The sequence below is a fragment of the Agromyces marinus genome (assembly GCF_021442325.1).
GTDB classification, from domain to species: Bacteria; Actinomycetota; Actinomycetes; order Actinomycetales; family Microbacteriaceae; genus Agromyces; species Agromyces marinus.
In genome coordinates, this window is sequence record NZ_CP087879.1 from 1,262,839 (window position 1) to 1,287,152 (window position 24,314).

The 24,314-nt window shown below is 72.9% G+C and carries 21 protein-coding genes; 19 read left to right on the forward strand and 2 right to left on the reverse strand.

The window, feature by feature from the left end; all coding sequences use genetic code 11:
• The first annotated feature begins 108 nt into the window (after positions 1-108).
• From DSM26151_RS05950 to dapF, 8 genes are all read left to right on the forward strand, one after another.
• Positions 109-423: a helix-turn-helix domain-containing protein gene (locus DSM26151_RS05950; RefSeq protein ID WP_234661495.1), complete on the forward strand. Its 315-nt coding sequence runs from the start codon at positions 109-111 to the stop codon at positions 421-423.
• 64 nt (positions 424-487) lie between these two features.
• A complete protein-coding gene (locus tag DSM26151_RS05955) occupies positions 488-709 on the forward strand; it encodes a DUF3046 domain-containing protein (protein WP_234661496.1) in 222 nt (73 codons plus the stop codon).
• A gap of 38 nt (positions 710-747) precedes the next feature.
• Positions 748-1,407, forward strand: a complete 660-nt coding sequence (locus tag DSM26151_RS05960) for a DUF6226 family protein (RefSeq protein WP_234661497.1) — start codon at positions 748-750, stop codon at positions 1,405-1,407.
• A 265-nt stretch (positions 1,408-1,672) separates the two neighbouring features.
• The gene (recA, locus tag DSM26151_RS05965; protein WP_234661498.1) at positions 1,673-2,737 is read left to right on the forward strand and encodes a recombinase RecA; all 1,065 of its coding nucleotides are present in this window, start codon (positions 1,673-1,675) and stop codon (positions 2,735-2,737) included.
• Between the two features lie 11 nt (positions 2,738-2,748).
• Positions 2,749-3,462, forward strand: coding sequence for a regulatory protein RecX (locus DSM26151_RS05970; RefSeq protein WP_234661499.1), 714 nt, complete (start codon positions 2,749-2,751; stop codon positions 3,460-3,462).
• Between the two features lie 33 nt (positions 3,463-3,495).
• Entirely contained in the window at positions 3,496-5,049 is a 1,554-nt protein-coding gene (gene miaB, locus DSM26151_RS05975; protein WP_407651033.1) for a tRNA (N6-isopentenyl adenosine(37)-C2)-methylthiotransferase MiaB, read from the forward strand.
• Between the two features lie 16 nt (positions 5,050-5,065).
• Positions 5,066-6,001 (forward strand): tRNA (adenosine(37)-N6)-dimethylallyltransferase MiaA, encoded by a 936-nt coding sequence (gene miaA / locus DSM26151_RS05980; protein WP_234661501.1) that lies wholly within the window; start codon positions 5,066-5,068, stop codon positions 5,999-6,001.
• 71 nt (positions 6,002-6,072) lie between these two features.
• Positions 6,073-6,954 carry a diaminopimelate epimerase gene (gene dapF / locus DSM26151_RS05985; protein ID WP_234661502.1) on the forward strand — a complete coding sequence of 294 codons (882 nt, stop codon included), beginning with the start codon at positions 6,073-6,075 and terminating at the stop codon, positions 6,952-6,954.
• Here the strand turns inward: dapF and DSM26151_RS05990 are convergent.
• Positions 6,941-7,570 carry a class I SAM-dependent methyltransferase gene (locus DSM26151_RS05990; protein ID WP_234661503.1) on the reverse strand — a complete coding sequence of 210 codons (630 nt, stop codon included), beginning with the start codon at positions 7,568-7,570 and terminating at the stop codon, positions 6,941-6,943. The two genes, dapF and DSM26151_RS05990, sit on opposite strands and share 14 nt — an antisense overlap.
• A 43-nt stretch (positions 7,571-7,613) precedes the next feature.
• Here DSM26151_RS05990 and hflX point away from each other — a divergent pair, with 43 nt between their 5' ends.
• The 3 genes from hflX (at position 7,614) to metE (ending at position 12,717) form a co-directional block, all read left to right on the forward strand.
• On the forward strand, positions 7,614-9,140 hold the full coding sequence (hflX, locus tag DSM26151_RS05995) for a GTPase HflX (protein WP_234661504.1): 1,527 nt from the start codon (positions 7,614-7,616) through the stop codon (positions 9,138-9,140).
• Between the two features lie 215 nt (positions 9,141-9,355).
• Positions 9,356-10,384, forward strand: a complete 1,029-nt coding sequence (locus tag DSM26151_RS06000; protein ID WP_234661505.1) for a methylenetetrahydrofolate reductase — start codon at positions 9,356-9,358, stop codon at positions 10,382-10,384.
• A complete protein-coding gene (gene metE, locus DSM26151_RS06005; protein WP_234661506.1) occupies positions 10,381-12,717 on the forward strand; it encodes a 5-methyltetrahydropteroyltriglutamate--homocysteine S-methyltransferase in 2,337 nt (778 codons plus the stop codon). The genes DSM26151_RS06000 and metE overlap by 4 nt, the downstream gene beginning before the upstream one ends.
• Positions 12,718-12,829: 112 nt before the next feature.
• Here metE and lexA read toward each other — a convergent pair whose 3' ends face one another.
• Entirely contained in the window at positions 12,830-13,507 is a 678-nt protein-coding gene (lexA, locus tag DSM26151_RS06010) for a transcriptional repressor LexA (protein WP_234661811.1), read from the reverse strand.
• Positions 13,508-13,785: 278 nt separating this feature from the next.
• Between lexA and DSM26151_RS06015 the strand changes: the two genes are divergently transcribed.
• From DSM26151_RS06015 to DSM26151_RS06050, 8 genes are all read left to right on the forward strand, one after another.
• Positions 13,786-14,172 carry a LysM peptidoglycan-binding domain-containing protein gene (locus DSM26151_RS06015; RefSeq protein WP_234661507.1) on the forward strand — a complete coding sequence of 129 codons (387 nt, stop codon included), beginning with the start codon at positions 13,786-13,788 and terminating at the stop codon, positions 14,170-14,172.
• A gap of 48 nt (positions 14,173-14,220) precedes the next feature.
• On the forward strand, positions 14,221-15,321 hold the full coding sequence (locus tag DSM26151_RS06020; protein ID WP_234661508.1) for a histidinol-phosphate transaminase: 1,101 nt from the start codon (positions 14,221-14,223) through the stop codon (positions 15,319-15,321).
• A gap of 9 nt (positions 15,322-15,330) precedes the next feature.
• Positions 15,331-15,948: an imidazoleglycerol-phosphate dehydratase HisB gene (gene hisB, locus DSM26151_RS06025; protein WP_234661509.1), complete on the forward strand. Its 618-nt coding sequence runs from the start codon at positions 15,331-15,333 to the stop codon at positions 15,946-15,948.
• Positions 15,945-16,583, forward strand: a complete 639-nt coding sequence (gene hisH, locus DSM26151_RS06030; protein WP_234661510.1) for an imidazole glycerol phosphate synthase subunit HisH — start codon at positions 15,945-15,947, stop codon at positions 16,581-16,583. Before hisB ends, hisH begins: the two co-directional genes overlap by 4 nt.
• Before the next feature lie 127 nt (positions 16,584-16,710).
• Positions 16,711-17,457, forward strand: coding sequence for a bifunctional 1-(5-phosphoribosyl)-5-((5-phosphoribosylamino)methylideneamino)imidazole-4-carboxamide isomerase/phosphoribosylanthranilate isomerase PriA (gene priA / locus DSM26151_RS06035; RefSeq protein WP_234661511.1), 747 nt, complete (start codon positions 16,711-16,713; stop codon positions 17,455-17,457).
• Positions 17,441-18,229 carry an SseB family protein gene (locus DSM26151_RS06040; protein WP_234661512.1) on the forward strand — a complete coding sequence of 263 codons (789 nt, stop codon included), beginning with the start codon at positions 17,441-17,443 and terminating at the stop codon, positions 18,227-18,229. Before priA ends, DSM26151_RS06040 begins: the two co-directional genes overlap by 17 nt.
• Before the next feature lie 80 nt (positions 18,230-18,309).
• Entirely contained in the window at positions 18,310-19,692 is a 1,383-nt protein-coding gene (locus DSM26151_RS06045; RefSeq protein WP_234661513.1) for a pyridoxal phosphate-dependent decarboxylase family protein, read from the forward strand.
• A gap of 8 nt (positions 19,693-19,700) precedes the next feature.
• Positions 19,701-24,314, forward strand: coding sequence for an ATP-dependent helicase (locus DSM26151_RS06050; RefSeq protein WP_234661514.1), 4,614 nt, complete (start codon positions 19,701-19,703; stop codon positions 24,312-24,314).

The following is a 24,314-nucleotide window of genomic DNA, read 5'->3' on the forward strand; positions in this document are numbered from 1 at the left end:
GAAAACACCAGTGACCCCCGCTAGGCTCGGGTGACGGGATGAGGCGCTAGACTGACCTCCCCGAAACCGGCTCCGGTGAGGGTCGCAGGGTAGACGAGGGAGGTTCCGATGGTTCTGGTCCGACAGGAGATCGGCGACGTGCTGAGGGACTTCCGCCTGCAGAAGGGGCGCACCCTCCGTCAGGTCGCCAGCAAGGCGAGCGTCGCGCTGGGCTACCTCTCCGAGGTGGAGCGCGGCCAGAAGGAGGCGTCGAGCGAGATCCTCGCCTCGGTGGCAGACGCGCTCGACACGCCCATCTCCGTGATCATGCACGAGGTCGGAGACCGCATCGCGGTGCTCGAGGGGCTCTCGACGCCGTCGGTGCCCGACAGCCTTCCCGACGAGCTGGTCGCGGAGTTCGACGCGGACATGATGGTCCGCTGATCCATTCGATCGTGATGAACGGCCGGTCTGCGGACCGGCCGTTCGCATGTGCGAGAGGCACGACGTGAAGCGCAGCGAGTTCGCCCGGGCGGTCGAGCAGGAGTTCGGTCCCGGCTACGGCGACGTGGTGGTGCGCGACCTCGTGCTCGTCGAGCTCGGCAATCGCACCGCGCATGAGGCGCTCGCGGCGGGGGTGGCGCCTCGCGACGTGTGGTTCGCGCTGTGCGCGGCGACGGATGTCCCGGAGCAACGTCGTCACGGCGCCGGACTGCCCGAGCCTCGCTGACGCGGACTGCGCCGACCAGGGCTGGATAGGGTGGGGCCGTGCCCGACTACGTGCGACCTGTGCTCCCCGGGCGGGTGTTCGTCGATGAGCACGGTGCGCCGATCGAGTACGGCCGGCGGTGGGGCGACGATTCGCCGCCTGACGAGGCGTACTCGCGCACCGGGAACCTCGAGCGCTTCGCCGGCCTGCACACCGTCGCGCTCGCCCTCATCGAGTGGTTGCGTGCCTCGTTCGACGTCGAAGTCGACGAGGGTGCGGATGCCGAGGCCGACCTGCTCCTGCAGCCGACGGACATGGTGCGCGCGGTGCGCCTGACGCCCGCGTCCGCCCAGTGCGCGCCGCTGACCTTCGTGCTGACCGGGTTCCCCGGCGTGTTCCTGCACGCTGGGATGCTGCACGACTTCCACTTCCCGGCGTGCGGGTGCGACGCGTGCGACGAGGACCCGAGCGCTCTCGTGGATGACTTCGAGTGGACCGTGCGCATGGTCGTCGCCGGGCACTACCACGAGACGGCGGGGTCGCCTCGGGGCGGATGGCACGGGTTCCGGCTCGACGAGCCCGGCGTGGGTTCGCGCGCCGGACAGGGGCAGACGATCGAACTGCCTCCCGGGGTGCTCGAGGCCGCGCTCGAGCGGATGCCGGCGGGCGGGAGGTGGCGCGCGTGGCCCGAGCGGACCGAGTCCGCGCCGGGCGGGTGACCCGCGGACCCTCTCCGAAGACGCGTTCGACACGCCGACGCGCGGTTCGAACATCCGTTCGGGAGCTGCGCTAGGCTCCTCACCAGCGGGAGGGATGACGCATCCATCCACAGTCGGCGGCCTTCGGGCGACGGATGTCGGTGGTCGGCCATACGGTCGATGCGTCGGAACACCCCGCCACCGCCTTGTCGCGAGACGTGCCGGTCACGGCCTGGCACGCGGACGACAGCCTAGAGGCAGCCGCCGAACCCACGAAGGAGCACCGATGCCATCACCCGCAGACCGCGAGAAGGCCCTCGAGACCGCACTCGCCCAGATCGACCGCCAGTTCGGCAAGGGGTCGGTGATGCGCCTCGGAAGCGAGGAGCGCGCACCGGTCGAGGTCATCCCCACCGGCTCGATCGCGCTCGACGTCGCACTCGGTGTCGGCGGCCTCCCGCGCGGCCGGATCATCGAGATCTACGGCCCGGAGTCCTCGGGCAAGACCACGCTCACGCTCCACGCGATCGCGAACGTGCAGCGGGCCGGCGGCATCGCCGCGTTCATCGACGCAGAGCACGCGCTCGACCCCGAGTACGCCAAGAAGCTCGGCGTCGACATCGACTCGTTGCTCGTGTCGCAGCCCGACACGGGTGAGCAGGCGCTCGAGATCGCCGACATGCTCGTGCGGTCCGGCTCGATCGACCTCGTCGTCATCGACTCCGTCGCGGCGCTCGTGCCGCGCGCCGAGATCGAGGGCGAGATGGGCGACTCGCACGTCGGCCTCCAGGCGCGCCTCATGTCGCAGGCGCTGCGCAAGCTCACGGGCGGACTCAACCAGACCAAGACCACGGCGATCTTCATCAACCAGCTCCGCGAGAAGATCGGCGTGTTCTTCGGCAGCCCCGAGACGACCGCGGGCGGCAAGGCGCTGAAGTTCTACGCGTCGGTGCGCCTCGACATCCGCCGCATCGAGACGCTGAAGGACGGCACCGACGCGGTCGGCAACCGTACCCGCGTCAAGGTCGTCAAGAACAAGATGGCGCCGCCGTTCAAGCAGGCCGAGTTCGACATCCTGTTCGGCGTCGGCATCTCGCGCGAGGGCAGCCTCATCGACTACGGCGTCGACCAGGGCATCGTGAAGAAGTCCGGTGCCTGGTACACCTACGACGGCGACCAGCTCGGCCAGGGCAAGGAGAACGCGCGCAACTTCCTCCTCAAGAACCCCGACATCGCCGCGGACATCGAGCAGAAGATCCTTGCGAAGCTCGGCATCGGGATGCCCGCGGGGGCACCGGTCGCCGTGCCGGCGAACGTTGAGTCGCTCGCGGCCAAGCGCAAGGGCGCCTGACGGGCACCACGATGAGCGAGCAGGGAACCGAGCGTCTCGCACCGGTCACCTACCTGCCGTGGGTGTCGTCGTCGGCAGGACGGGCCGACGACGACACCGCTCCGCTCGACCGGGCGGTCGCATCGCACCCGGCCGGATCCGCCGTACGTCGCGGGGGGCAGGGGGGCACGCAGCGTTCGTCCTCCGCACGGGTCGGCGCTGCGGTGCCCGACCCGGAGGAGACCGGAACCGAACGCGACGATCGCATCGACCGGCTCATCGTCTCGCGGCTGCGGCGATCATCGCTCTCGGTCGCCGAGGTGCGAGCCATCCTCGTCGAACACGGGCTCGACGACGCCGAGGTCGAGGAGTGGCTCGAGCGATACGAGCGTCTCGGGTACCTCGACGACCGACGGCTCGCCGAACAGCTCGTGCACGCCCATGAGCGACGGGGGCGCGGCAGCGGCGCGCTCGTGCACGAACTCGGCCGACGCGGCATCGCCGACGAGCTCGCGCGCGAGGCCGCCGACGCCCTCGACCCCGAGATCGAGTTCGAGCACGCCCTCGCCGTCGCCGAACGCCGCGCGAGACAGCTCGGTGGACTCGAGCGCACCGTCGCCGAGCGGCGGCTCTCGGCGTTCCTCATGCGTCGCGGGTACGGCAGCCAGCTCGTCCGACGGGCGGTGGCGATCGCGCTCGATGGCGCGGCCGACGGCGGAGGCGGAGCCGACACGCGCGGATCGTAGACTGGTTCGACCATGAGCACCATTCACGAGGCGATGCCCGCTGCAGCGGAATCCATCGCCGCAGACGAAGCCGCGCCCCGCACCTACGAGGTCCGAACCTACGGGTGCCAGATGAACGTGCACGACTCCGAGCGGCTCAGCGGCTCGCTCGAAGCGGCCGGGTACGTGCCGGCCGACGGGGTCGAACCCGACATCGTGGTGATCAACACGTGCGCGGTGCGCGAGAACGCCGACAACAAGCTCTACGGCAACCTCGGGCACCTCGCGGGGGTCAAGCGACGCCATGCGGGCATGCAGATCGCCGTCGGCGGCTGCCTCGCCCAGAAGGACAAGAGCGTCATCCTCGAGAAGGCGCCATGGGTCGACGTCGTGTTCGGAACCCACAACATGGGCTCGCTGCCGAGCCTGCTCGAGCGCGCCCGCCACAACGACGAGGCGCAGCTCGAGATCCTCGACGCCCTCGAGGTGTTCCCCTCGACGTTGCCCACCAAGCGGGACTCGACCTACTCCGGGTGGGTCTCGATCTCCGTCGGCTGCAACAACACGTGCACGTTCTGCATCGTGCCCGCCCTCCGCGGCAAGGAGAAGGACCGCCGCCCGGGCGAAATCCTCGCCGAGGTCCAGGCGCTCGTCGACGACGGCGCCATCGAGGTGACGCTGCTCGGCCAGAACGTCAACTCCTACGGGGTCGAGTTCGGCGACCGGCAGGCGTTCGGCAAGCTGCTCCGCGCCACGGGCGCGATCGACGGCCTCGAGCGCATCCGCTTCACGAGCCCCCACCCGGCCGCCTTCACCGACGACGTCATCGACGCCATGGCCGAGACGCCGAACGTCATGCCGCAGCTGCACATGCCGCTCCAGTCGGGCTCCGACCGCATCCTCAAGGCCATGCGTCGCTCGTACCGTTCCGAGAAGTTCCTCGGCATCCTCGATCGGGTCCGCGCGAAGATCCCGAACGCCGCGATCTCGACCGACATCATCGTCGGCTTCCCCGGCGAGACCGAGGAGGACTTCCAGGAGACCCTGCGCGTGGTCGAGGCCGCCCGGTTCGCGTCCGCGTTCACGTTCCAGTACTCGATCCGGCCCGGCACGCCCGCCGCGACGATGGCCGACCAGGTGCCCAAGGAGGTCGTGCAGGAACGCTACGAGCGCCTCGTGGCGCTCCAGGAGCGCATCTCCTGGGAGGAGAACCAGAAGCTCGTCGGCGCTCCCGTCGAGGTGCTGGTCGCGACCGGCGAAGGCAAGAAGGATGCCGAGACCCATCGCCTCACCGGTCGTGCCGAAGACAGCCGGCTCGTGCACTTCGAGGTCCCCGCGGGTTCCGAGCTCCCGCGCCCCGGCGACGTCGTCTCCGTCGTGATCACCCAGGCCGCGCCCTTCCACCTCATCGCCGACTCCACCGACGATGCGCCCCTGCGGGTCCGCCGCACACGCGCCGGCGACGCATGGGATCGCGCGCAGGCCGAGAGCTGCGGCGTTCCCGCCGCGCCGGGCGCGGCATCCGCTCCCGGACGCGTGTCGCTCGGGCTGCCGGGCCTGCGGGTCGCCACCACCCCGATCTACGACCCGACCGACGGCCAGCGCTGAGGTGGCCTGCGCGCAGGTGACCAGCACTGACGTGAGCCTCATCGCGGTCGTCGGCGCGACGGGAACCGGCAAGTCCCGCTTCGCGCTCGACCTCGCCCACGCGATCGCCGCGACCGGCCGACCCGCCGAGGTCGTCAACGCCGACGCGATGCAGCTCTACCGCGGCATGGACATCGGCACCGCGAAGCTGCCGGAGGCCGAGCGCGAGGGCGTGCCGCACCACCTGCTCGACGTGCTCGAGGTCACCGACGAGGCATCCGTCGCCGCCTACCAACGAGACGCCCGACGCGCGATCGAGGCGATCGCCGGGCGCGGCGGCGTCGCGCTGCTCACGGGCGGGTCGGGCCTGTACGTCTCGAGCGTCATCCACGACCTGCGGTTCCCCGGAACGGATGCCGCGATCCGCGCCCGGCTCGAGGCCGAGCTCGACCGGGTCGGACCGGGGATCCTGCACCGCCGCCTGCGCGAGATCGACCCCGAGACGGCCGCGAGCACCGACCCGCAGAACGGCCGTCGCATCGTGCGTGCCCTCGAGGTCATCGAACTCACGGGCGAGTCCAAGGCCGCACGCCTGCCCGACGAGCCCGTGCCCTGGCGCCCGCACCGCATCGTGCACCTGCGCGCCGAGCGCGCCGACCTCGTCGCCCGGCTCGATGCGCGCGCGGCGGGCATGTGGGCGGAGGGCCTGGTCGACGAGGTCCGCGGCCTCGTGCCTGCCGGCATCGAACGCGGTGTGACCGCGCGCAAGGCCATCGGCTACGCGCAGGCGCTGGGCCAGATCCACGAGCGGATGCCGGAGGCCGACGCGATCGCCGAGACGCAGGCGCTGACCCGCACCTACGCGCGCAGGCAGGTCGGATGGTTCCGGCGGTACGCCGCGGCATCCGTCGTCGACGCCCTCGACCCGGCCGCCGTCGCGGCCGAGGTGGCACGGCAGGCGAGCGTCGCCTGAACGCAGCCTGAGCGTCGCCTGAGCGCCGGAGGCGGTCCGACGGGCCCTCGGCCGCTGCCTAGACTGGTGCGATGGCGTTCGATCTGCGCTTCACCAAGGGCCAGGGCACGGGCAACGACTTCGTGCTGACCAGCGACCCCGACGGGGAGCACCCGCTCGACCCCACGCGGATCGCGGCCGTGTGCGATCGCCGGTTCGGCGTCGGCGCCGACGGGTTCATCCGGGCGGTGCGCTCCGAGCGACTGCCCGAGGGCGAAGCCGCACTCGCGGAGGATCCGGGCGCGACGTGGTTCATGGACTACTGGAACGCCGACGGCAGCCCGTCCGAGATGTGCGGCAACGGCATCCGCGTGTTCCTGCGCTTCCTCATCGACCAGGGGCTCATCGCACCCGTCGACGGCGAATGGGTCGCGATCGGCACGCGTGCCGGGGTGCGCCGGGTGCGCACGTCGCCCGGAGGCTTCGAGGCCGACCTGGGCCTCTGGCGCCTCGACGGCGGCGAGCCGCTCGTGCGCGCGAAGAACCTGCCCGTCGCGCGCCCCGGGATCGGCATCGACGTGGGCAATCCGCACGTCGTGGTCGCCCTCGCCGACGACGACGAGCTCGACGGACTCGACCTGTCGTACGTCCCCGTGGTCGAACCGGCGCCCGACACCGGCGCGAACATCGAGTTCGTCGTGCCGGCCGACCCGCTCGTCGACGGCGGCCGCGGCCGCATCCGCATGCGCGTGCACGAGCGCGGGTCGGGGGAGACCCTCTCGTGCGGCACGGGAGCGGTCGCCTCGGCGCTCGCGGTGCGGTACTGGGCGGGCGCGGGCGCCCCGGACGAGTGGATCGTGCAGGTGCCCGGCGGCGTCGTCGGCGTGCGCATGCAGGTGCAGGGCGACGGCGAGCACGTGCTGCTCTCGGGCCCGGGCGAACTCGTCTTCGACGGGGTGCTCAGCCTGGGCTGAGCAGGCCTCGTTCGCGGCCCACCGCGAGCACCCGGAACCCCTTCGAGGACCCGGCGCGCTCGACGCGCCACCCCTCGCCGAACTCCTCGGCGATCCAACGGGCGAGCGAATCGGCGCCGAGGTTCTTCTGCACGACCAGCCACGCGGTCGCGTCGTCGTCGAGCCGCGGCAGCCAGCGGCGAAGCAGGGCGTGCAGCTCGGCCTTGCCGATGCGGATCGGCGGATTCGACCAGATCGTGGCGAACCGGACCTCCTCGGGGACGTCGTCGGGCAGCGCGGCCGAGACATTGCGCACGCCCAGGCTCCGGGCGTTGCGGCGCACGAGGTCGAGCGCTCGTTCGTTGACGTCGACGGCCCACACCGTGGCATCCGGTGATTCGAGGCCCAGGGTGAGCGCGATCGGCCCCCATCCCGCCCCGAGATCGAGCAGGTGCCCGGTCGACGGCGGCGACGGCACCTCCTCGAACAGGACGCGCGTGCCGACGTCGACGTGGTCGGGGCTGAAGACGCCGCCCGCGGTCCGCACCTCGACGTCACGGCCCGCCAGCTTCACGGAAACGGTCCGCAGGGAGGCCGGATCGGCGGGCTTGGACGAGAAATAGTGCTCCTGCGGCATACAGGGGAACCTATCGCAGCACACCCCAAGTAGGCTTGATCGGATGAACGAGCAGGAACCCGGCACCCACGACGATGCGGTCGACCGCGTCCTGCGCAGCGCGGACGCGCACGCCGGCGTGTCCAGGTTCGGCGGAGCGGACGCCACGTCGATCCAGCGTGCGGGCCTGGACGCGACCGGCGGCGACGGGTTCGACGGCGACCAGTACGACCGCGAGGAACGTGCGGCGCTGCGCCGCGTCGGCGGACTCTCCACCGAGCTCGAGGACGTCACCGAGGTCGAGTACCGGCAGCTGCGGCTCGAGAACGTCGTGCTCATCGGCGTCTACGCGCAGGGCTCGCTCGAGGACGCCGAGAACTCGATGCGCGAGCTCTCGGCGCTCGCCGAGACCGCGGGGGCACGCGTGCTCGACGGGGTCCTGCAGCGGCGCCCGCATCCGGACCCGTCCACCTACCTCGGCCGGGGCAAGACCGAGGAACTCCGGCACCTCGTCGCCGCACTCGGCGCCGACACGGTCGTCGCCGACACCGAACTCGCGCCGAGCCAGCGGCGCGCCCTGGAGGACGCGGTCAAGGTCAAGGTCATCGACCGGACGGCCGTCATCCTCGACATCTTCAGCCAGCACGCCAAGAGCCGCGAGGGCAAGGCGCAGGTCGAGCTCGCGCAGCTCGAGTACCTCCTGCCGCGCCTGCGCGGCTGGGGCGAGTCGATGTCGCGTCAGGCCGGTGGCCAGGTCGGCGGCGCCGGTGCGGGCATGGGCTCGCGCGGTCCGGGTGAGACCAAGATCGAACTCGACCGCCGACGCATCCACTCGCGCATGGCGAAGCTGCGCCGCCAGATCGCGGGCATGAAGCCCGCACGCGACGCCAAGCGGGCCAACCGCAAGCGCAACGCGGTGCCGTCGGTCGCGATCGCCGGCTACACCAACGCGGGCAAGTCGAGCCTGCTCAACCGCATCACGGGTGCGGGCGTGCTCGTCGAGAACGCGCTGTTCGCCACGCTCGACGCGACCGTGCGCCGCAACACCACCGCCGATGGGCGCGTCTACACGATCGCCGACACCGTCGGGTTCGTGCGCAACCTCCCGCATCAGCTCGTCGAGGCGTTCCGTTCGACGCTCGAGGAGGTCGCCGACGCCGACCTCGTCGTGCACGTCGTCGACGCCGCCCACCCCGACCCCGCCCAGCAGATCGCCACGGTCCGCGACGTGATCGGCGAGGTCGGTGCACGCGACATCCCCGAACTCGTGGTCTTCAACAAGGCCGACCTCGTCTCCGCCGAGGACCGCCTCGTGCTGCAGGGCCTCGTGCCGGGCGCCGTGTTCGCGTCCGCGCGCACGGGCGAGGGCGTGCCCGACGTGCTCGCCGCGATCGGCCGCATGCTGCCCGACCCCGCCGTCGAACTCGACCTGCTCGTGCCCTACGACCGCGGCGACATCGTCTCCGCGCTGCATGAGGGCGGTCGGGTCCTCTCGACCGAGTACGTCGAGGACGGCACGCGCATCCGCGCGCTCGCCTCACCCGAGCAGGCCGCGCAGCTCGAGTCGTTCCGGGCGGCCGCGAGCGCGTAGCATCCGCTGCCCGAGTCACTCGTCGTAACAACCGCCGCGCCGCCGGATCGCGCGGCGTATCGTCGCAGCAGATCGTGACGAACGGCCCGACGCCGATCGTCTGGAGCGACAGCCGAGCCCGGCACCCGCCCGCGAGACCCACCTGCCGTGACGGCCGGTCGGGCGCGGCGTGCCGTGCATCCGACCATCCGGTCGCGGGCGTCCCCTGGAGCGAGATGAGCGGACCGGAACCCGACGACGCAGTGACCGCGCCGCTCCCGCCGATCTCGTTCGAGCTCTTCCCGCCGAGAACGGATGCCGCGGCGATCGCCCTCGGCCGCACGATCGACCGGCTCGCCGACGTCGATCCGGCGTTCATCTCCGTGACCTTCGGTGCCGGTGGGTCGAGCCGCGACCGGTCGCTCACCGTGCTGCGCTACATGCTCGAGCACACGCGCGTGGAACCCATGGCGCACCTCACGTGCGTCGGATCCAGCCACGCCGAGGCGAACCGGCTCGTGCGCGAATTCCTCGACGCGGGAGTGACGAGCTTCCTCGCGCTGCGCGGCGACCCGCCCGCGGGCGCCGCGGACGCGGACGACGCGATCGGCGACCTGCGCAGCGCCGCCGAGCTCGTGCAGCTCATCCACCGCGTCCAGGAGGAGCGCGAGCCCTTCGGGCAGTCGCGCATCCCGGGCATCCCCGGCGCGACCGCGATCGGTGCACGCCCGCGCCCCGAGCGGGTCGCCGTCGCGGCCTTCCCGACCGGACACCCGCGTTCGCGCGGGACGAGCCAGGACGTCGACGTGCTGCTGGCGAAGGAGATCGCGGGCGCGACGCTCGCGATCACGCAGCTCTTCTGGCACGCCGACGACTACCTCGGCTTCGTCCAGCGCGCGCGCGCAGGCGGAGTGGGCATCCCGATCCTCCCGGGGATCATGCCCGTCACCAACCCCGCCCGCCTGAGCCGCCTCGAGCAGCTCACCGGGGTGCCGGCGCCCGCGAGCCTGTCGATCGGCCTCGAGATCGAACCCGACGCCGACGAGCAGTTCGCCATCGGCGTCGAGTACGCCTCGAACCTGTCCGCCGAGGTGCTCGCGGGCGGTGCGCCCGGCCTGCACCTGTACACCTTCAACCGGCACGAGGCCGTCCTGGCCGTCCTCGGCCGGCTCGACCGCGCCGACGACCCCGCACCCGTCCCCGCCAGGATCCCCGCACCCACTCCCGCCACCGCGGGCACCGAGAGGAACACGAGAGAACGATGACCGCACCGACCTTCCCCACCGGAACGATCCTGGGCTACCCCCGCATCGGGCGACGCCGCGAGCTCAAGCGCGCGGTCGAGGCGTTCTGGGCCGGACGCATCGACGCCGCCGAGCTCGAGACGACCGCCGCCGAGCTGCGTGCGGCGACGCGCGAACGCCTCGCCGCACTCGGCCTCGGCCGCACCGACTCGGCGATCCCCGAGAGCTTCTCGTACTACGACCAGGTGCTCGACGCCGCGGTCGCGGTCGGAGCGATCCCCGCCCGCTTCGAGCGGCTGCGGGGCGCGGACGGCCGGCTCGACCTCGCCGGCTACTTCACCGTCGCGCGCGGCGAGGGTGCCGACGCCCCGCTCGAGATGACGAAGTGGTTCGACTCGAACTACCACTACCTCGTTCCCGAGATCGGCCCCGACACCGCGTTCGCCGCGAACGCCGACGCGCTCGTCGCCCAGGTGCGCGAAGCGCGTGCGGCGGGCTTCGTCACGCGCCCCGTGCTCGTCGGGCCGGTCACCTTCCTGCTCCTGTCGAAGGCAGCGGATGGCGCACCCGACGGGTTCCGCCCCATCGACCGCCTCGCCGACCTCGTGCCGGTCTACGCGCGACTGCTCGCCGAACTCGCCGCCGCCGGGGCCGAATGGGTGCAGCTCGACGAGCCCGGGCTCGTCAGCGAGAGCATCGACGAACCGCGTGAGCGCGTGATCGCCGCCGTGTCGGCCGCATACGACGCGCTCGGCGCTGCCGTGGAGCGCCCCGCCATCCTCGTCGCGGCCCCGTACGGCGGTCTCGACGACGCACTGCCCGCGCTCGCGGCGACTTCCGTCGAGGCGCTCGCCCTCGACCTCGTGCGCGGCGACGTCCCGACCGGGCTCGACGCCGCGACGACCGAGGCGCTCGCGGCGAAGACCCTCGTCGCGGGCGTGGTCGACGGGCACAACATCTGGCGGGGCGACCTCGCGCACGCCTTCGCGCTCGCCGATTCGCTGCGCGAGCTGTCGGGCGCGGTGGCCGTGTCGACCTCGACCTCGCTGCTGCACGTTCCGCACGACGTCGACGACGAGACCGCGCTCGACGCCCGGCTGGCGAGCTGGCTGGCGTTCGCCGACCAGAAGGTCGCGCAGGTGGCTGTGCTCGCCCGCGGCCTCGCCGAGGGGCGCGACGCGATCGCGGACGAGCTCGCCGCGGCATCCGCTGCCCTGGTGGACCGCGCCGGCGCACCCGGCGTGCAGGTTCCCGCCGTGCGCGACCGGCTCGACGCGCTCGGCGCGTCGGCGTTCGCGCGCGTCGACTACGACACCCGCGTCGCCGCCCAGGACGACCTCGCGCTGCCGGCGCTGCCGACCACGACGATCGGGTCGTTCCCGCAGACCGCCGACATCCGTCGCGCGCGAGCCCGCCTGGTCGCGGGCGAGCTCACCGACGCCGAGTACCGCGAGCTCATGCGGGAGGAGATCGCCCGGGTCATCCGCCTCCAGGAGGACCTGGGCCTGGACGTGCTCGTGCACGGCGAACCCGAGCGCAACGACATGGTGCAGTACTTCGCCGAACTGCTCGACGGGTTCGCGGTCACGCAGCACGGCTGGGTGCAGTCCTACGGTTCGCGATGCACGCGCCCGTCGATCCTGTGGGGCGACGTCTCCCGCCCGGCGGCCATGACCGTCGACTGGTCGACCTACGCGCAGTCGCTCTCCGACAAGCCCGTCAAGGGCATGCTCACGGGCCCCGTGACGATCCTCGCGTGGTCGTTCGTGCGCGACGACCAGCCGCTCGGCGACACCGCCCGGCAGGTCGCGCTCGCGCTGCGCGACGAGATCGGCGACCTCGAGCGGGCCGGCATCCGCATCATCCAGGTCGACGAGCCCGCGCTGCGCGAGCTGCTGCCGCTCAAGCGCGCCGACCAGCCCGCCTACCTCGACTGGTCGGTCGGTTCGTTCCGCCTCGCGACCGCGGGGGCGGCGCCGGCCACCCAGGTGCACACCCACCTGTGCTACTCGGAGTTCGGCGTCGTCATCGACGCGATCCGCGCGCTCGACGCCGACGTCACCTCGATCGAGGCGGCGCGCAGCCGCATGGAGGTCGTCGGCGACCTCGCCGCGAGCGGCTTCGACCACGGCGTCGGACCCGGCCTCTACGACATCCACTCGCCGCGCGTTCCGAGCGTCGAGGAGGTGCGGGCGCTGCTCGAGACCGCCGTCGCCGGCGTTCCGGCCGGCCGGCTCTGGGTGAACCCGGACTGCGGCCTGAAGACGCGCGGCTACGACGAGACCGTCGCGTCGCTGGCCAACATCGTCGCCGCGACCCGTGCCGTGCGCGAGGGCGTGACCGTCGGGGCCTGATCGGCCCGGTCGGCCCGGGTCGCCCTGATCCACGAGAGCGGATGCCGCGGCGCGAGCCGTGGCATCCGCTCTCGCCCGTCTCCCGCCCGCGCGGCGAGGCGGTTCGCGCGCGTCAGACCGTGCGGAGGACCGCGACGACCTTGCCGAGCACCTCGGCGTGGTCGCCGAGGATCGGCTCGAACGCCGTGTTGCGGGGGAGCAGCCAGGTGTGGCCGTCGCGCTGGCGGAATACCTTGACGGTCGCCTCGCCGTCGAGCATGGCTGCGACGATCTCGCCGTTCTCGGCGGTGGGCTGCGACCGCACCACGACCCAGTCGCCGTCGCAGATCGCCGCATCGACCATCGAGTCGCCGACGACCTTGAGGATGAACAGCTCGCCCTTGCCCACGAGCTGGCGCGGGAGCGGGAAGACCTCCTCGACCTGCTGCTCGGCCGTGATCGGGATGCCGGCGGCGATGCGCCCGACGAGCGGGACCATGGCCGCGTCGCCGACCGGTGCGGGATCGGCGGCGCCTGCCGGGCGTTCGGTGCCGGGCACGTCGATGAGGATCTCGAGCGCGCGCGGCCGGTTCGGATCGCGTCGGAGGTAGCCGGACAGCTCGAGCTGGTTGAGCTGGTGCGTGACGCTCGAGAGGGAGGAGAGCCCGACGGCGTCGCCGATCTCGCGCATGCTCGGCGGGTAGCCGCGATCGGCCACCGAGGAGCGGATGGCGTCGAGGATCGCGAGCTGCTTGGCGCTCAGCGTCTTGCGCCGACGGGACCGGCCGCCCGTGCCGCGCGCCTGGTCGATGTCGGTGCTCACGGGCCTCGCCTCCGGTTCGGCGTTCGGATGTCGGTGGTCGGTGTTCGACTGTCGTCGGACATTCGAAACTGTATCCGCCTCGCACGCGCACGACAAACATCCGTTCGAGTGTGTCGCGGAAACGGCGGCGGGAATCCCACCTCCCGACGCTTGCGGGTTCGAATGTTCGAAGATATATTCGGAACACAGGTTCGCATCCGGCCTTCCCGGCCGAAGGCCGGATGCGAGACCGACTCGGATCGGGCGGTGTCTCGGGAGGTGCGCAGATGAGTGCAGTGGTGATCAGGGCTGCCGGAGCGATGTCGGTGATGCCCGGCTTCCCGTCGCAGTCGCGTTCGCCGAAGCGTCGCCTCCGGTTGACGCGGCGTGGGCGCGCGGTGTTCACGACCCTGGCGGCGCTGCCGCTCGTGGCGGGCGTGCTCACGGGGGCACTGGCCTCCGGCGGCGCGGTCGCCGGCATCGACGACGGGCGTGCGCCCGCCGTGCTCGAGACGTTCGAGGTCGGCGCGGGCGACACCCTGTGGGCCATCGCCGAGTCGATCGCGCCGTCCGCCGATCCGCGCGACGTGATCTACGAGATCATGCGACTGAACGGTCTGCGCGACGCGGTCGTGCAGCCCGGCCAGCAACTCGTGCTTCCCGCCGCTCCGTGAGTGCGGACCCCGCCGAAACAGGCGCAACCGCGCGGATAGCATTGATCGGTGACGAGTCTCGACGATCTGCCCATCCGTGACGACCTGCGTGGCAAGGCGCCGTACGGTGCGCCGCAGAAGCACGTGCCGGTCGCGTTGAACGTCAACGAGAACACGCATCCGATCCCGGAGGACGTGGCGCACGACATCGTCGCGCGCGTCGCTGCGGCGATCATCGGCCTGAACCGGTACCCCGACCGGGAGTTCACCGATCTGCGCACGGCGCTCGCGGACTACCTCGGCCACGACCTCGCCCCCGAGCACATCTGGGCGGCCAACGGCTCGAACGAGGTCCTCCAGCACGTGCTGCAGGCGTTCGGCGGTCCGGGGCGGACCGCGCTCGGCTTCGGTCCGACCTACTCGATGTACGGGCTCATCGCCGACGGCACGGGCACCGCGTGGATCGCGGCGGACCGCGACGCCGACTTCGAACTCGCGCCCGAGACGGCCGTCGCCGCGATCCGTCGACACGACCCCGACATCGTGCTGCTCTGCTCGCCGAACAATCCGACCGGCACCCCGCTCCCGCCCGAGACCGTCGCGGCCGTCGCGGATGCGGCGCGCGGCGTCGTGGTCGTCGACGAGGCCTACCACGAGTTCGCCGCCCCCGGGACGCCGAGCGCGCTCGAACTGCTCCGCGGTCGACCGCGTCTGCTCGTCTCGCGCACGATGAGCAAGGCCTTCGCGTTCGCCGGCGCGCGCGTCGGCTACCTCGCAGCCGATCCGGCCGTCGTCGACGCCCTGCGCCTCGTCCGGCTCCCGTACCACCTGTCGGCGCTCACCCAGGCCGCCGCCCTCGGCGCGCTCGCCCACGCCGACGAGATGCTCGCGATGGTCGACGAGATCCGCGGCCAGCGCGACCGCATCACGCGCGAGCTCGCGGGCATGGGCTTCACCCCGTACCGCAGCGGCTCGAACTTCGTCCTCTTCGGCGGGGTCGCCGACCCGCCCGCCGTCTTCGCGGCGCTCCTCGAGCGCGGCATCCTGATCCGCGAGATCGGACTGCCCGGATGCCTTCGGGTGACCGCCGGAACCGAGGCCGAGACCACCGCGTTCCTCGAGGCGATCGCGCTGTTCGCGCCGAACGACCCGTCGACGACCCCCGAATAGGATGACCGCATGAGCACCACCGAACGCCCATCGCGCACCGCGCGCGTCCAGCGCGAGACCAGCGAATCGAGCATCGACCTGTCGATCGACCTCGACGGCACGGGCGCGAGCGACATCGAGACGAGCGTGCCGTTCTACGACCACCTCCTCACCGCGTTCGCGAAGCACTCGCTCACCGACCTCACCGTGCGCGCGCGCGGCGACATCGAGATCGACGTGCACCACACCGTCGAGGACGTCGGCATCGTCCTCGGCACGGCGATCCGACAGGCGCTCGGCGACAAGCGCGGCATCTCGCGCTACGGCGACGCGCTCGTGCCGCTCGACGAGGCGCTCGCGCAGGCCGTGGTCGACATCTCCGGGCGCCCCTACCTCGTGCACACGGGCGAGCCGGCCGGGTTCGAGTTCCACCTCATCGGCGGCCACTTCACCGGATCGATGGTGCGGCACGTGTTCGAGGCGATCACCCACAACGCCGGGCTCACGGTCCACATCGACGTGCGCGGCGGCCGCGACCCGCACCACATCGCCGAAGCCGAGTTCAAGGCGTTCGCCCGGGCCTTCCGCCAGGCGAAGGCGTTCGATCCGCTCGTGCGCGGCGTTCCGTCGACCAAGGGCGCGCTGTGAGCGGTGCGCGCCGAGTCGCCGTGCTCGACTACGGTTCGGGCAACGTCCACTCGGCCGTCAAGGCGCTCGAACGCGCCGGCGCCGAGGTCGAACTGACCGCGGACCGCCGAACGATCTTGGAGGCCGACGGGCTCCTCGTGCCCGGTGTCGGCGCCTTCGCTGCTGTCATGGAGGGCCTTCGCTCGGTGCGCGGCGATGAACTCGTCGACCGGCGCCTCGCCGGAGGGCGGCCGGTGCTCGGCATCTGCGTGGGCATGCAGGTCATGTTCGAGCACGGGGTCGAGCGCGGCGTCGACACCGAGGGTCTCGGCGAGTGGCCGGGATCGGTCACCGAGCTGCCGGCCGACGTGCTGCCGCACATGGGCTGGAACACCGTGCAGCCGGATGCCGGTTCGGTCCTGTTCGACGGGCTCGCCGACGAGCGGTTCTACTTCGTGCACTCCTACGCGGCCCGGGAATGGCACCTCGACGTCATCCCGCCGTTCCCGCAGCCCGCGCTGACCTGGTCCGAGCACGGCGGCCGGTTCCTCGCAGCCGTCGAGAACGGCCCGCTGTCGGCGACCCAGTTCCACCCCGAGAAGTCGGGGGATGCCGGCATCCGCCTGCTCGCGAACTGGATCCGTTCGCTCGGGTGAGGCAGGAGCGCGCCCCGCGTACCATCGCGCATGACGGCGCGATTCGTCATCGACGGCATGGTGCGGACTAGGATTCTGTGACTGTGCCGAGGCCGCGCCCCGCGGCTGCTCCGATCCGAGGACAGTGATGAGTGAGTTCAACAAGACCCCCCGTCTGGTGCTGCTTCCGGCAGTCGACGTGGCGGGCGGCAAGGCGGTCCGCCTGACCCAGGGCGAAGCCGGCACCGAGACGAACTACGGCGACCCGGTCGACGCGGCCGCCGACTGGGCCGACCAGGGCGCGGAGTGGATCCACCTCGTCGACCTCGACGCGGCGTTCGGCCGTGGGTCGAACGCGGGGATCCTGAAGAAGGTCATCCGGCAGGTGCGGGGTGTGAACGTCGAGCTCTCCGGCGGCATCCGCGACGATGCGTCGCTCGAGAACGCCCTCGAGATCGGCGCGAAGCGCATCAACCTCGGCACGGCCGCCCTCGAGAACCCGGAGTGGGCGGCATCCGTCATCGCCCAGTACGGCGAGGCGATCGCCATCGGCCTCGACGTGCGCGGCACGACGCTCGCCGCGCGCGGCTGGACGAAGGACGGCGGCGACCTCTGGCAGGTCATGGACCGGCTCGAGGAGGCGGGCGCTGCGCGCTACGTCGTCACCGACGTGACGAAGGACGGCACGCTGCAGGGGCCGAACATCGAGCTGTTGCAGCGCATCATGGAGCGCACGCGCCGCCCGGTGATCGCCTCGGGCGGCGTCGCGAGCCTCGACGACATCGCGGCGCTGCGCGAGCTCGTTCCGCACGGCCTCGAGGGCGCGATCATCGGCAAGGCCCTGTACGCGGGTGCGTTCACGCTGCCCGAGGCGCTGGATGTCGCTTCCCACTGACCCTACGGCCGACTCGGCCGGCCGCCCGTGGGCGGGCCGGTCGTTCCAGCCCAACCCGCACGCAGCCGACGACGGGCTCATGCCCTCCGGGCTCGGTGACGCGCTCGCCCGCTTCCGGGCGGGCGAGTCCGGCCAGGCCGACGTCGTGGCCGCGTTCGGCCCGGCGCGCCTGCTGATCCCGCTGCTCGCCGAACTCGGCGACGGCGGCACCGAGGTCGGTGCGCACGGGCACGCGATCGAGAAGAGCCAGGAGCTCTCGATCGTCACGGTCGAAGGACCGGACGGGCGCCGCGTGCTGCCCGTGTTCGGCTCGGTCGAGGCGATGACGGCCTGGAACCCCGCCGCCCGCCCGGTGCCCGCGGACGGCGTGCGCGTCGCGCTCGCCGCGGCGGACGACGCGACCGAGCTCGTCGTGCTCGATCCCGGATCGGCGACCGAGTTCGTGCTGCGCAGGCCCGCGGTGTGGGCGGTGGCGCAGTCCAGGCCGTGGCATCCGCCGTTCGAGTCCGAAGCCGTTCGGGCCGCGTTCGAACGTTCGATCGGCGGCGAACTCGCGGTGCTCGGCGTCGAACTGGCACCGGGGGACCCCACCGCACGACTGCGGGGCCCGGAGCTCGTCGTGCGGCTGACGCTCGTGGCGGGACTGACCCGGCAGGAACTCGACGCCACGACCGCGCGCCTCGCGCGGCGCTGGGCCGCCGATGACGTGATCGCGACCGGGGTGGACTCGCTCGCGGTCAAGCTCGTCGGAGGCGACCGGGAGCCGGCCTGACGCGTTGACGCCGTCCCCGCCCGGGTGGAGGATCGGGGTGCGCGTCGGTGCGTGCCGGGGCGCTGAGGCGGGTGGGGGCCATGACCTACGACGAGTCGCTGCTGGACGTTGCGCACCGCAGCGCGGCGGACTGGCTGCGGGGTGTGGCCGAACGACCGATTCCGCCGCGCGCGGACGTCGACGAGCTGGCCGACTCGCTCGGCAGGGACCTGCCAGAGCGCGGCGAGCCGGCGCCGGAGGTCGTCGCCCGGCTCGCCGAGCGCGCCGAGCCCGGCCTCATCGCGATCGGCTCGCCGCGGTTCTACGGATGGGTGATCGGCGGAACCCAGCCCGTCGCGCTCGCGGCCGACTGGCTGGTCTCGGCGTGGGATCAGAACGCGGGGCTGCGCAAGATCACGCCCGCCGTCGCGGCGCTCGAGGAGATCGCCGGCGCCTGGCTCCTCGACCTGCTCGGGCTGCCCGCGGGAGCCGACGTCGGCTTCGCGACCGGCGCGACGACGGCGCAGACCGCGTGTCTCGCGGCCGCGCGCGACGAGGTCCTGCGGCGCGTCGGCTGGGATGCCCTGCAGGAGGGCCTCGCGGGCGGTCCGCGCATCCGTTGGATCGTGGGGGAGGAGCGGCACGGGACGATGGACCTCGCCGCCCGCTACCTCGGGCTCGGTGCGCCGACGGCCGTCGCGTGCGACGACCAGGGGCGGCTGTGCGCGGACGCGCTCGAGGCCGAGCTCGCGCGCGGTGACGGGCCCGCGATCGTCGCGCTGCAGGCGGGCAACATCCACTCGGGCGCGTTCGACCCGTTCGCCGACGCGTGCCGCATCGCGCACGAGGCCGGCGCGTGGGTGCACGTCGACGGGGCGTTCGGGCTGTGGGCCGCGGCATCCCCTCGGCTGGCCCACCTGACGGCCGGGATGGCCGCCGCGGACTCGTGGTCGACCGACGCGCACAAGACGCTCAGCGTGCCGTACGACTGCGGCATCGCGATCGTGCGCGATCCCGCGGCGATGCGCCGCGCGCTCAGCATGCACGCCAGCTACCTCCAGGCGACCGAGGTCGGCGCCGACCCTCACGAGAAGGTGCTCGAACTCTCGCGGCGGGCGCGCGGCGTGCCGACGTGGGCGGTGCTGCGGCATCTCGGTCGCTCCGGGGTCGCAGATCTCGTGGACCGGCTCGCCGGTTCGGCGCGGATCATCGCCGACGGGCTCGCACGGCTGCCCGGCGTCGAGGTGCTCAACGACGTGGTCTTCACGCAGGTGTGCATCGCGCTGCCCGACGACGCGGCGACCGAGGCGCTGAGCTCGGCGCTGTGGGCGGACGGCGAGGTGCTCGCGATGACCTCCCGCTGGCGCGGGCGCGCGGTCGTGCGGTTCTCGGTGAGCAACTGGGGAACGGATGCCGCGCAGGCGCGCCGCACGGTCGACGCCGTCGCCCGGGTGCTGGCGGGACTGTCGGCGGCATCCGGTTGAATGGCAGGGTGACCGGGGCGCTGGATTCGTTCGCGCCCGCGACGCGGGCGTGGTTCACCGAGTCGTTCCGTGCGCCGACCTCCGTTCAGGAGGCTGCGTGGCGGGCGATCGCGGCGGGCGAGCATGCGCTGGTGGTCGCGCCGACCGGGTCGGGCAAGACGCTCGCGGCGTTCCTGTCGGCGATCGACCGGTTGCACCACGCCGAACCCGCCGAGCAGCGGCGCACCCGCGTGGTCTACCTCTCGCCGCTCAAGGCCCTCGGCGTCGACGTGGAACGCAACCTCCGGGCGCCGCTCGTGGGGATCGCCCGAACCGCCGCGGCGCTCGGGGTTGCGGTGCCCGAGGTCTCCGTCGGCGTGCGCTCGGGCGACACGACGCCCGCCGACCGGCGCGCGCTCGTGACGCGGCCGCCCGACATCCTCATCACGACGCCCGAGTCGCTGTTCCTCATGCTGACCTCCCAGGCGCGCGAGACGCTCGCGGGCGTCGAGACCGTCATCGTCGACGAGATCCACGCGCTCGCCGGCACCAAGCGCGGGGCGCACCTCGCGCTCTCGCTCGAGCGGCTCGACGAGCTCGCCGCGGCACCCGTGCAGCGCATCGGACTCTCGGCGACCGTGCGACCGCACGACGAGGTCGCGCGATTCCTGGCGGGCACCCGCCCCGTGTCGGTCGTCGCGCCCCCGTCGGGCAAGCGATTCGACCTGCGCGTGACCGTGCCGGTCGACGACCTGGCCGACCTCTCGGGCGGACCGGACGGATCGGGCGAACCCGGCGGCTCGGTCTGGCCGCACGTCGAGGGGGCGATCCTCGACGAGGTGCTCGCACACCGTTCGACGATCGTGTTCGCCAACTCGCGCAGGCTCGCCGAACGACTCACGGCGCGGCTGAACGAACTGTGGGCGGAGCGGACCGCCGAAGCCACCGGGCTCGAGCCGACGGGCCCCGGAGCGGTCGCGCGCCGGCCGGCGGGGCTCGCGCCCGTCGCGATCGGGCCGGCCGCGGCATCCGCCCAGGGCTCGCCGCCCCGCCGTCCGCCCGCGGAACTTCCCGGGGCGTCCGGGCTGACCACGGGCGCCGCCGCGGTCATCGCGCGCTCGCACCACGGCTCGGTCAGCAAGGAGGAGCGCGCGCTCGTCGAGTCCGACCTGAAGGCCGGGCGACTGCGGTGCGTCGTGGCGACGTCGAGTCTCGAGCTCGGGATCGACATGGGCGCGGTCGACCTGGTCATGCAGGTCGAGTCGCCGCCGTCGGTCGCGAGCGGGCTGCAGCGCATCGGGCGGGCCGGGCACCAGGTCGGCGAGGTCTCCAAGGGGCTGCTGTTCCCCAAGCACCGGGCCGACCTGCTGCACTCGGCGGTCGTCGCGGAGCGCATGGTCGCGGGCGGCATCGAGCCGCTGCGGATCCCCGCGAACCCGATCGACGTGCTCGCACAGCACACGGTCGCGGCCGCGGCGGTCGACGAATGGGAGGTCGAGCACTGGTTCGACCTCGTGCGCCGCGCGGCGCCGTTCGCGACGCTCCCGCGCTCGGTGTTCGACGCGATCCTCGACCTGCTCGCCGGGCGCTACCCGTCCGACCGGTTCGGCGAGCTGCGACCGCGCATCGTGTGGGACCGCGACACCGGCACGATCACGGGCCGGCGAGGCGCGCAGCGACTCGCCGTCACGAGCGGCGGCACGATCCCGGACCGGGGCATGTTCGGCGTGTTCATGGTCGGCGAGGCCGGTCCCGGCCGGCGCGTCGGCGAGCTCGACGAAGAGATGGTGTACGAGTCGAGGGTGGGCGACGTGTTCGCGCTCGGTGCCACGAGCTGGCGCATCCAGGAGATCACCCACGATCGGGTGATCGTCTCGCCGGCGTTCGGCGAGCCCGGCCGCCTGCCCTTCTGGAAGGGCGACGGCATCGGCCGCCCGGCCGAGCTCGGCGCCGCCATCGGCGCGTTCATCGGCGAGCTCTCGGCAGCCGACCAACCGGCCGCGCTCGCGCGAGTGGCCGCCGCGGGCCTCGACGAGCGCGCGGGCGCGAACCTGGTGCGCTTCATCGCCGACCAGCGCGAGGCGACGAACGTCGTGCCCGACCACGAGCACCTGGTCGTCGAGCGGTTCCGCGACGAGCTCGGCGACTGGCGCATCGTGCTGCACTCGCCCTACGGCCTGCGCGTGCACGCGCCGTGGGCGCTCGCGGTCGACGCGCGCGTGCACGAACGCCTCGGCGTCGAGGCGCACGCCGTCGCCAGCGACGACGGCATCGTGCTGCGCATCCCCGATGCGGCAGACGAGCCGCCCGGCAGCGAGCTGTTCGACTTCGAACCCGACGAGCTCGCGCAGATCGCGACCGAACGGGTCGGCGACTCGGCCCTGTTCGCCTCGCGGTTCCGGGAATGCGCGGCGCGCGCGCTGCTGCTGCCGCGGCAGAACCCCGGCCGCCGGTCGCCGCTCTGGCAGCAGCGGCAGAAGGCGTCGCAGCTGCTCGAGGTCGCGCGCGACTATCCGGAGTTCCCGATCGTGCTCGAAGCCGTGCGCGAGTGCCTCCAGGACGTGTACGACCTGCCCGCCCTCCGCAGCCTCGCCGAGCGCATCCGCGGGCGGAAGGTGCGCTTCGTCGACGTCGCGACCGAGACCGCGAGCCCGTTCGCCGCGAGCCTGCTCTTCGGATACGTCGGGGCGTTCATGTACGAGGGCGACGCGCCGCTCGCCGAACGCCGCGCGGCGGCGCTCTCGCTCGATCCCGGCATGCTCGCCGAACTGCTGGGCACGGTCGAACTGCGCGAACTGCTCGATCCGGGTGTCGTGGAGGAGACCGAGCGGATGCTCCAGCGCCGGCATCCCGACCGGCTCGCGCGCGGCGAGGAGGGGGTCGCCGACCTGCTGCGCGAGCTCGGCCCGCTCACGGGCGCCGAGATCGCCGAGCGGGTCGACGAGACGACGGATGCCGCGGCATCCGTCACCGCGCTCGTCGCCGCCCGCCGCGCGGCCCTCGTCCGGTTCGCCGGCACCGAATGGGTCGCCGCGGTCGAAGACGTCAGCCGCCTCCGGGACGCGCTCGGCGTGCCGATCCCGCCCGGGCTGCCCGACGCGTTCGGCGAGCCCGTCCGCGACCCCCTCGGCGACCTCGTCAGCCGGTTCGCGCGCACGCGCGGGCCGTTCACGGCATCCGCCGTCGCGGAGCGCTTCGGCGTCGGCACCGCCATCGCGCACACCGCGCTCGCGCGGCTCGCGGGCGAGCGTCGCGTGGTCGAAGGGGCCTTCCTTCCGCACGGCGGCGGCACGGAATGGTGCGATGCCGAGGTGCTGCGCAGGCTGCGGCGGCGTTCGCTCGCGGCGCTGCGAGCTGAGGTCGAACCCGTCGCACCGCGCGACTTCGCGAGGTTCCTGCCCGACTGGCAGCACGTCGGCGGGCGCTTGCGGGGCGTCGACGGCGTCGCCGCGGTCGTCGAGCAACTCGAGGGCGTGCCCATCCCGGCCTCCGCGTGGGAGACGCTCGTGCTTCCGGCGCGGGTCGCGGACTACCGGCCCGAGTTCCTCGACGAACTCAGCTCGTCGGGCGAGGTGCTGTGGGTCGGGCGCGGCGCCCTCTCAGGAGACGACGGTCGGGTGAGCCTGCACCTGGCCGACACCGTGCACGTGACGATGCCGCCGCCGGTGGATCAGCCGCTCGACGCGATCGAGACGGAACTGCTCGCCGCGCTCGGCGGCGGCGGGGCGTACTTCTTCCGGCAGCTCTCCGAGGCGGTCGGGCAGACCGAGGATGCTCCGCTCATCGACGCCCTCTGGCGACTCGTGTGGGCGGGCATGCTCACCAATGACACGTTCGCACCCGTCCGCGGCCTCCTCGGGGGCGGCGGCGCGCATCGCGCGCGCGCGACGACGCCGCGCGCACGGGTCGGCGGACGCACCGTGTCGCGGCGCGTGCTCGCCTCGGCGGCGGCGGCCGCGCAGGGTGCGCGCACGCCCAGGTCCGCGCCGCCGCGCGCAGCCGGCCGGTGGTCGGTGCTCCCGGTCGCGAGCGACGTCGCGACGCCGCGCGCCCACGCGCTCGGCGAGACCCTGCTGGAGCGCTACGGCGTCGTCACGCGCGGATCCGTCGTCGCCGAAGACCACCTCGGCGGATTCGCGCTCGCCTACCGCACCCTCGCCGGGTTCGAGGAGAGCGGTCGCGTGCGGCGCGGGTACTTCATCGACGGCCAGGGCGGCGCCCAGTTCGCCACGAGCGCCGCCGTCGACCGACTCCGGCAGGCGCCGCGCGGCGGTGTGCACGTGCTCGCCGCGACCGACCCCGCGAACCCCTTCGGGGCTGCGCTCGACTGGCCCGAACCCACGGTCGAGCTCGCCCACCGCCCAGCCCGCAAGGCGGGCGCCGTCGTCGCGATCGTCGACGGCGAGGCCGCGTTCTACCTCGAACGCGGCGGCCGCACCGCACTCGTGTTCACCGACGACGACGAGGTGCTCGCCCAGGGTGCCGCGGCGCTCGCCGAGACGCTCGCCCGCGCGCGCGGCGCGCGCTTCCGCGTCGAGACGGTCAACGGCGCGCGCGTGTTCGGCTCGGTGCTCGACGCGCCCCTGCGTGCCGCAGGGTTCCGTGAGAGCCCTCAGGGGTTGCGGTTCGAGGCGCGGAGCTGA